This is a genomic window from Dokdonella sp. (genome assembly GCF_035511235.1).
Classification (GTDB): domain Bacteria; phylum Pseudomonadota; class Gammaproteobacteria; order Xanthomonadales; family Rhodanobacteraceae; genus Dokdonella.
The window spans coordinates 59328-65527 of sequence record NZ_DATKFQ010000011.1 but is presented as its reverse complement, the minus strand read 5'-3'; the positions used below and the strand labels follow the sequence as shown (position 1 = coordinate 65527).

Here is a 6200-nt window from a genome sequence, read left to right as displayed (position 1 = left end):
CCCGCAGTTCTACTTCCGGACGACGGACGTGACCGGCTCGGTGGAGCTGCCGGAAGGCGTGGAGATGGTCATGCCGGGCGACAACATCAAAATGGTGGTGACGCTGATCGCGCCGATCGCGATGGACGAAGGCCTGCGCTTTGCGATCCGCGAAGGCGGCCGCACCGTCGGCGCCGGCGTCGTCGCGAAGATCTTCGAGTAAAACGCTTGCGGCATCGTACGTGATGCCGCTAGAATAGCCGGCTCGGACGCTCCGGCGTCCAGTCGATGAGGCGCCCGAGTGCGGGGCGCCGAACTACCGCGAAAAGAGGTGCAGGATGTGCCTCGTGTTCGCCAGACTAAGGATGGGCGTCGTCAAGTCGGGCTCCGTCGTTCGTTGACGGGGCCGGTGGCGCGTACTATACTTTTCTGTCTGGCAGGCCGGGAAACCGGCCTGCCTGATTTTTCTCGGGAGCGACCTCGAGTCGCGTTCCGGCTCTTTTCAACAGGAATACGGCAATGGCGGACCAGAAGATTCGCATCCGACTCAAGGCCTTCGATCATCGTCTGATCGATCGTTCGGCCAGCGAGATCGTCGAGACGGCAAAGCGCACCGGCGCGCAAGTGTGCGGCCCGATACCGCTGCCGACCAAGATTGAGCGTTACACCATTCTGGTTTCGCCGCATGCGGACAAGGATGCGCGTGACCAGTACGAGACCCGCGTGCACAAGCGCGTGCTGGATATCGTTGACCCCAACGACAAGACCGTGGACGCATTGATGAAGCTCGACCTGGCGGCCGGTGTGGACGTCCAGATCAAGCTGCACTGAGCACGGCGATAGGACACGACGATGAGTATCGGATTGGTAGGCCGCAAGTGCGGCATGAGCCGAGTCTTTACCGAAGACGGCCGTTCGGTGCCGGTGACGCTGATCGAAGCGACGCCGAACCGGGTGACCCAGGTCAAGACGATCGAAACCGACGGCTATAACGCCGTCCAGGTCACCGCGGGCAGCAAGCGCGCGGCGCTGATCAACAAGCCGCTGGCCGGGCACTACGCCAAGGCCAAGGTCGAGGCCGGTCGCGGACTCTGGGAGTTCCGCGTCGAGGCCGACGACCTGGCGAAGTTCGATGTCGGCGGCGAGATCAAGGCCGACGAGGTGTTCCAGGTCGGTCAGAAGGTCGATGTCGCCGGCGTCAGCAAGGGCAAGGGCTTCCAGGGCACGATCAAGCGCCACCATTTCACGATGGGCGACGCCACCCACGGTAACTCGCTGTCGCACCGCTCGCCGGGTTCTATCGGCCAGCGTCAGACGCCGGGCCGCGTGTTCCCCGGCAAGAAGATGTCCGGACACATGGGTAACGTGCGCCGCTCGTCGATCAACCTCGAGGTCGTCAAGATCGACAGCGAGCGTCATGTGATCGCGATCAAGGGTGCGGTTCCCGGCGCTCCCGGCGGCCACGTCATCATTCGTCCTGCCGTCAAGGCAAAGTGAGGAGGACGCCATGGAACTGAATGTCATCGGCGCCAAGCCTCTCGCGGTTTCCGAGGCGGTGTTCGGCAAGGAATTCCGCGAGGATCTGGTCCACCAGGTCGTCGTCGCCTACCGCAATGCCGGCCGTGCCGGAAGCAAGGCCCAGCTGTCGCGTTCGGACGTGTCCGGCACGACCAAGAAGTTCAAGAAGCAGAAGGGCGGCGGCGCCCGCCACGGCGACTACCGCGCGCCGATCTTCGTCGGCGGCGGCGTCACGTTCGCAGCGCGTCCGCGCAGCTTCGCGCAGAAGGTCAACCGCAAGATGTTCCGCGGTGCCGTCGCGTCGATCCTGTCCGAGCTGGTCCGTCAGGACCGCCTGAAGGTGGTCGAGTCGTTCGGCATCGAGCAGCCCAAGACGCGCGATCTGGTCGCCAAGCTGGCCAGCTTCGAGGCGGCGGGCCGCACCGTCCTGGTCGCCGAGAACGCGCCCGAGGCGCTGTATCTGGCGGCACGCAACATCCCCTACGTCCACGTCGTCGACGTGGCGGGACTGGATCCGGTCAGCCTGGTCGGCGCCAAGCAGGTGCTGCTGACCGTTGACGCGGTGAAGAAGATCGAGGAGTGGCTGGCATGAACGAGCGTTTGCTCGGCGTTCTGCGCGCGCCGCTGGTCTCCGAAAAGACCGCGCGGCTGCAGGAAGCCAATCAGTATGTTTTCGAGATCGCCCAGGCGGCGACCAAGGCCGACGTCAAGGCGGCCGTCGAACAGCTGTTCGACGTCCAGGTCGAGGCGGTCAACGTCGTCACCATCAAGGGCAAGACCAAGGCGTTCCGGTCGCGGCTGGGTACGCGCGGCAACCGGCGCAAAGCATACGTCCGTCTGCGCGAAGGCCAGACGATCGACGTGATGGCCAAGGCCTGAGGGCGGAATAATCCATGGCACTGATCACACTCAAGCCTACCTCGGCTGGCCGTCGCGCAGCCGTTCGCGTGGTGACTCCGGGTCTCCACAAGGGTGCGCCGTACGCGCCGCTGACCGAGTCGCAGTCTAAGACCGGCGGCCGCAACCACTACGGCCGCATCACGACGCGGCACAAGGGCGGCGGTTCCAAGCAGAACTACCGCATCATCGACTTCAAGCGCGACAAGGAAGGCATCGCCTGCCGCGTCGAGCGGATCGAGTACGACCCGAACCGCACCGCGCACATCGCGCTGCTGTGCTACGTCGACGGTGAGCGCCGCTACATCATCGCGCCGAAGGGCGTGCAGGTCGGCGACCAGCTGATGGCCGGCCGCGACGCGCCGATCAAGGCCGGCAACACGCTGCCGCTGCGCAACATCCCGGTCGGTACGACGGTGCACTGCATCGAGATGAAGCCCGGCAAGGGTGCGCAGATCGCGCGCAGCGCCGGTGCCTCGGCGCAGCTGGTCGCGCGCGAACAGGGCCACGCCACGCTGCGCCTGCGTTCGGGCGAGATGCGCAAGGTGCCGGCCGAGTGCCGCGCGACGATCGGCGAAGTCGGCAACTCGGAGCACAACCTCGAGAAGCTCGGCAAGGCTGGCGCGAAGCGCTGGCGCGGCATCAAGCCGACCGTTCGCGGTGCGGCGATGAACCCGGTCGACCATCCGCACGGTGGTGGTGAGGGTCGCGCAGGACAAGGCAACCCGCATCCGGTCTCCCCGTGGGGTACGCCGGCCAAGGGCTACAAGACACGCAAGAACAAGCGCACGCAGCAGTTCATCGTGCGCGATCGCCGGGGTTGATAGGTACACGCCATGCCACGTTCACTGAAGAAAGGCCCGTTCGTCGACCACCACCTGCTCAAGAAGGTGGAGGCCGCCGCTGCCGCCAATAACAAACGCCCGATCAAGACCTGGTCGCGCCGTTCGATGATCGTGCCGGACATGGTCGGCCTGACCCTGGCGGTGCACAACGGTCGTCTCCATGTTCCGGTCCTCGTCAACGAGAACATGGTCGGACACAAGCTCGGCGAGTTTGCCGTCACGCGCACCTTCAAGGGGCACGGTGGCGACAAGAAGTCCGACGGCAAGAAGTAAGGAGAAGCACCGTGGAAGCGAAGGCTGTTCTGCGCACCGCGCGCATCTCCCCGCAGAAGGTCCGGCTCGTCGCCGACCAGGTGCGTGGCCTGCCGGTGGATCGCGCTCTGACTCTGCTGAAGTTCAGCGACAAGAAGGCCGCTCACCTGGTCTACAAGGTCCTGTTCTCGGCGACTTCCAACGCCGAGAACAATCTCGGCGCCGACGTCGACGAGCTCAAGGTCTCGCGCATCTTCGTCGACGAGGGTCCGATCCTCAAGCGGATGCACGCCCGGGCCAAGGGTCGCGGTACCCAAATTTTCAAGCGCACCAGCCACATCACCGTGGTTGTGGGCGAATAAGTTTCGAAGGACGGCAACGATGGGTCATAAAGTACATCCCACCGGTATCCGCCTTGGCATCGCCAAGGACTGGAATTCGAAGTGGTTCGCCAACAAGCGCGAGTACGCCGAGTACCTCGCCGCCGATCTCAAGGTGCGCGAGCTGCTGCGCAAGAAGCTGGCCCAGGCCGGCGTCTCGCGCATCCAGATCGAGCGTCCGGCCAAGAATGCGCGCGTGACGATCCACACGGCTCGGCCGGGTGTCGTCATCGGCAAGAAGGGCGAGGACATCGAGAAGCTGCGCAAGGAAGTCTCGACGCTGATGGGCGTTCCGGCGCACATCAACGTGACCGAGGTGCGCAAGCCCGAGCTCGACGCGCAGCTGGTCGCCGAGTCGATCGCCCAGCAGCTCGAGCGCCGCATCATGTTCCGCCGCGCGATGAAGCGCAGCGTGCAGAACGCGATGCGTCTCGGCGCGCTCGGCATCAAGGTCAACGTCGCCGGCCGCCTCAACGGCGCCGAGATCGCGCGTTCGGAGTGGTACCGCGAAGGTCGCGTGCCGCTGCATACGCTGCGTGCCGACATCGACTACGGCTTCGCCGAGGCGAAGACCACCTACGGCATCATCGGCGTGAAGGTGTGGGTCTACAAGGGCGAGATCTTCGACCTCGCCGCGGCGACCCAGGAAGCCAAGGCCGAAGCCAGTGAAGAGCGCGCGCCGCGCCGGTCGGCCAAGCCCGCCGCCGCTGCAGGAGCCTGATCATGCTGCAACCGAAACGTACCAAGTATCGTAAGGTCCACAAGGGCCGCAACAGCGGTCTGACCTACGTCGCGACCAAGGTCAGCTTCGGCGAGTTCGGCCTCAAGGCCATCACGCACGGCCAGCTGACCGCGCGCCAGATCGAGGCCGCCCGCCGCTGCATCACGCGCTACGTCAAGCGCGGCGGCAAGCTGTGGATCCGCGTGTTCCCGGACAAGCCGATCACCAAGAAGCCGATCGAAGTGCGTATGGGTAACGGCAAGGGCAACGTCGAGTACTGGGTCGCGCCGATCCAGCCCGGCCGCATGCTGTACGAGATCGAGGGCATCGGCGAGGCGGAAGCCCGCGAGGCCTTCCGCCTGGCCGCCGCGAAGCTGTCGGTCCAGACCCAATTCGTTACCCGAACGGTGCTGTGATGGAACTCAACGAACTCCGCAAGAAGTCCGTGCAGGAACTGGGCGAGCATCTCGTCGAACTGCGCCGCGAACAGTTCAATCTGCGCATGCAGAAGGGTTCCGGCCAGCTGACCCAGACGCACCAGATCGGGCGCGTCCGTCGTGAAATCGCGCAGGTCAAGACCCTGCTCGGCGCTCAGAAGTAAGGACCGGCCGCAATGAGTGATAACCAGAAAGCGCTGCGCACCCTCGAAGGTCGGGTCGTCAGCAACAAGATGCAGAAGACCGTGACCGTCCTGCTCGAGCGCCAGGTGCAGCACGCGCTGTACGGCAAGATCGTGCGCCGGTCCACCAAGGTCCACGCTCATGATGAGAGCGGCGAGTGCCGCGAGGGCGACGTCGTGCGCATCAGCGAATGCCGCCCGCTGTCGAAGACCAAGAACTGGCGTGTCGTCGAAGTCGTCACGCGCGCTGCGCAGTAAGCGCTGATCAGCTGAAGGAGCAAACAACATGATCCAGATGCAGACCACGCTGGATGCAGCGGACAACAGCGGCGCTCGCGAGCTGTTTTGCATCAAGGTGCTGGGCGGCAGCAAGCGCCGCTACGCCAGCATCGGCGACATCATCAAGGTATCCGTGCGCGAAGCGATTCCGCGCGGCAAGGTCAAGAAGGGCGAGGTCTACGATGCCGTGGTCGTGCGCACCCGCAAGGGCGTGCGCCGTGCCGACGGATCGCTGATCCGCTTCGACGGCAACGCCGCCGTTCTGCTCAACAACAAGCTGGAGCCGATCGGTACCCGCATCTTCGGGCCGGTCACGCGTGAGCTGCGCAGCGAGCGATTCATGAAGATCGTCTCGCTCGCTCCTGAAGTGCTGTAACAGGATCATTGCCATGAACCGCATTCGCAAAGGTGATCAAGTCATCGTGATCACCGGCAAGAACAAGGGTCAGCGAGGCGAGGTGCTCCGCGTGGCGGGGGATCGCGTCTTCGTGCAGAACATCAATCTGATCAAGCGCCATACCAAGCCGAATCCGCAGGCCAACCAGCCCGGCGGCATCGTCGAGCGCGAGGCCTCGATCGACATCTCCAACGTTCAACTGTTCAACCCCGCCACCGGCAAGGGCTCGCGCGTCGGCTTCAAGAGCCTCGAAGACGGCCGCAAGGTTCGGGTGTTCCGCCCGAGCGGCGAAATGGTCGACATCTAAGGCAGC

13 protein-coding genes and 1 pseudogene are annotated in these 6200 nt (G+C 64.6%); all 14 read left to right on the top strand.

The window, feature by feature from the left end; all coding sequences use genetic code 11:
• Positions 1 to 202: pseudogene (gene tuf, locus VMR06_RS06500) on the top strand (elongation factor Tu); the annotation flags it as partial.
• A gap of 296 nt (positions 203 to 498) precedes the next feature.
• Positions 499 to 810 carry a 30S ribosomal protein S10 gene (gene rpsJ / locus VMR06_RS06495; protein ID WP_325374298.1) on the top strand — a complete coding sequence of 104 codons (312 nt, stop codon included), beginning with the start codon at positions 499 to 501 and terminating at the stop codon, positions 808 to 810.
• Positions 811 to 831: 21 nt separating this feature from the next.
• A complete protein-coding gene (gene rplC / locus VMR06_RS06490; protein WP_325374296.1) occupies positions 832 to 1476 on the top strand; it encodes a 50S ribosomal protein L3 in 645 nt (214 codons plus the stop codon).
• Between the two features lie 10 nt (positions 1477 to 1486).
• A complete protein-coding gene (gene rplD / locus VMR06_RS06485; RefSeq protein WP_325374294.1) occupies positions 1487 to 2089 on the top strand; it encodes a 50S ribosomal protein L4 in 603 nt (200 codons plus the stop codon).
• On the top strand, positions 2086 to 2376 hold the full coding sequence (gene rplW / locus VMR06_RS06480) for a 50S ribosomal protein L23 (protein ID WP_325374292.1): 291 nt from the start codon (positions 2086 to 2088) through the stop codon (positions 2374 to 2376). The genes rplD and rplW overlap by 4 nt, the downstream gene beginning before the upstream one ends.
• Before the next feature lie 14 nt (positions 2377 to 2390).
• Positions 2391 to 3218 (top strand): 50S ribosomal protein L2, encoded by an 828-nt coding sequence (gene rplB / locus VMR06_RS06475; protein WP_325374290.1) that lies wholly within the window; start codon positions 2391 to 2393, stop codon positions 3216 to 3218.
• 12 nt (positions 3219 to 3230) lie between these two features.
• Positions 3231 to 3512 (top strand): 30S ribosomal protein S19, encoded by a 282-nt coding sequence (gene rpsS, locus VMR06_RS06470; protein WP_325374288.1) that lies wholly within the window; start codon positions 3231 to 3233, stop codon positions 3510 to 3512.
• Positions 3513 to 3523: 11 nt separating this feature from the next.
• A complete protein-coding gene (rplV, locus tag VMR06_RS06465; protein WP_325374286.1) occupies positions 3524 to 3853 on the top strand; it encodes a 50S ribosomal protein L22 in 330 nt (109 codons plus the stop codon).
• 19 nt (positions 3854 to 3872) lie between these two features.
• Positions 3873 to 4592 carry a 30S ribosomal protein S3 gene (rpsC, locus tag VMR06_RS06460; RefSeq protein WP_325374284.1) on the top strand — a complete coding sequence of 240 codons (720 nt, stop codon included), beginning with the start codon at positions 3873 to 3875 and terminating at the stop codon, positions 4590 to 4592.
• Between the two features lie 2 nt (positions 4593 to 4594).
• Positions 4595 to 5008 carry a 50S ribosomal protein L16 gene (gene rplP, locus VMR06_RS06455; RefSeq protein ID WP_325374282.1) on the top strand — a complete coding sequence of 138 codons (414 nt, stop codon included), beginning with the start codon at positions 4595 to 4597 and terminating at the stop codon, positions 5006 to 5008.
• Positions 5008 to 5193, top strand: a complete 186-nt coding sequence (rpmC, locus tag VMR06_RS06450) for a 50S ribosomal protein L29 (protein ID WP_067648323.1) — start codon at positions 5008 to 5010, stop codon at positions 5191 to 5193. The genes rplP and rpmC overlap by 1 nt, the downstream gene beginning before the upstream one ends.
• A gap of 12 nt (positions 5194 to 5205) precedes the next feature.
• Positions 5206 to 5469: a 30S ribosomal protein S17 gene (rpsQ, locus tag VMR06_RS06445; protein WP_325374276.1), complete on the top strand. Its 264-nt coding sequence runs from the start codon at positions 5206 to 5208 to the stop codon at positions 5467 to 5469.
• A 28-nt stretch (positions 5470 to 5497) separates the two neighbouring features.
• Entirely contained in the window at positions 5498 to 5866 is a 369-nt protein-coding gene (gene rplN / locus VMR06_RS06440; RefSeq protein ID WP_067648317.1) for a 50S ribosomal protein L14, read from the top strand.
• A 13-nt stretch (positions 5867 to 5879) separates the two neighbouring features.
• A complete protein-coding gene (rplX, locus tag VMR06_RS06435) occupies positions 5880 to 6194 on the top strand; it encodes a 50S ribosomal protein L24 (RefSeq protein WP_325374269.1) in 315 nt (104 codons plus the stop codon).
• Positions 6195 to 6200 lie beyond the last annotated feature (6 nt).

What these genes read in the sequence shown, in the direction of transcription:
- rplW (WP_325374292.1), top strand. Translation starts at nt 2,086, where the DNA reads ATGAACGAGCGTTTGCTCGGCGTTCTGCGCGCGCCGCTGGTCTCCGAA.
- rpmC (WP_067648323.1), top strand. Translation starts at nt 5,008, where the DNA reads ATGGAACTCAACGAACTCCGCAAGAAGTCCGTGCAGGAACTGGGCGAG.
- rpsS (WP_325374288.1), top strand. Translation starts at nt 3,231, where the DNA reads ATGCCACGTTCACTGAAGAAAGGCCCGTTCGTCGACCACCACCTGCTC.
- rplB (WP_325374290.1), top strand. Translation starts at nt 2,391, where the DNA reads ATGGCACTGATCACACTCAAGCCTACCTCGGCTGGCCGTCGCGCAGCC.
- rpsJ (WP_325374298.1), top strand. Translation starts at nt 499, where the DNA reads ATGGCGGACCAGAAGATTCGCATCCGACTCAAGGCCTTCGATCATCGT.
- rplD (WP_325374294.1), top strand. Translation starts at nt 1,487, where the DNA reads ATGGAACTGAATGTCATCGGCGCCAAGCCTCTCGCGGTTTCCGAGGCG.
- rpsQ (WP_325374276.1), top strand. Translation starts at nt 5,206, where the DNA reads ATGAGTGATAACCAGAAAGCGCTGCGCACCCTCGAAGGTCGGGTCGTC.
- rplN (WP_067648317.1), top strand. Translation starts at nt 5,498, where the DNA reads ATGATCCAGATGCAGACCACGCTGGATGCAGCGGACAACAGCGGCGCT.
- rplX (WP_325374269.1), top strand. Translation starts at nt 5,880, where the DNA reads ATGAACCGCATTCGCAAAGGTGATCAAGTCATCGTGATCACCGGCAAG.
- rplC (WP_325374296.1), top strand. Translation starts at nt 832, where the DNA reads ATGAGTATCGGATTGGTAGGCCGCAAGTGCGGCATGAGCCGAGTCTTT.
- rplP (WP_325374282.1), top strand. Translation starts at nt 4,595, where the DNA reads ATGCTGCAACCGAAACGTACCAAGTATCGTAAGGTCCACAAGGGCCGC.
- rpsC (WP_325374284.1), top strand. Translation starts at nt 3,873, where the DNA reads ATGGGTCATAAAGTACATCCCACCGGTATCCGCCTTGGCATCGCCAAG.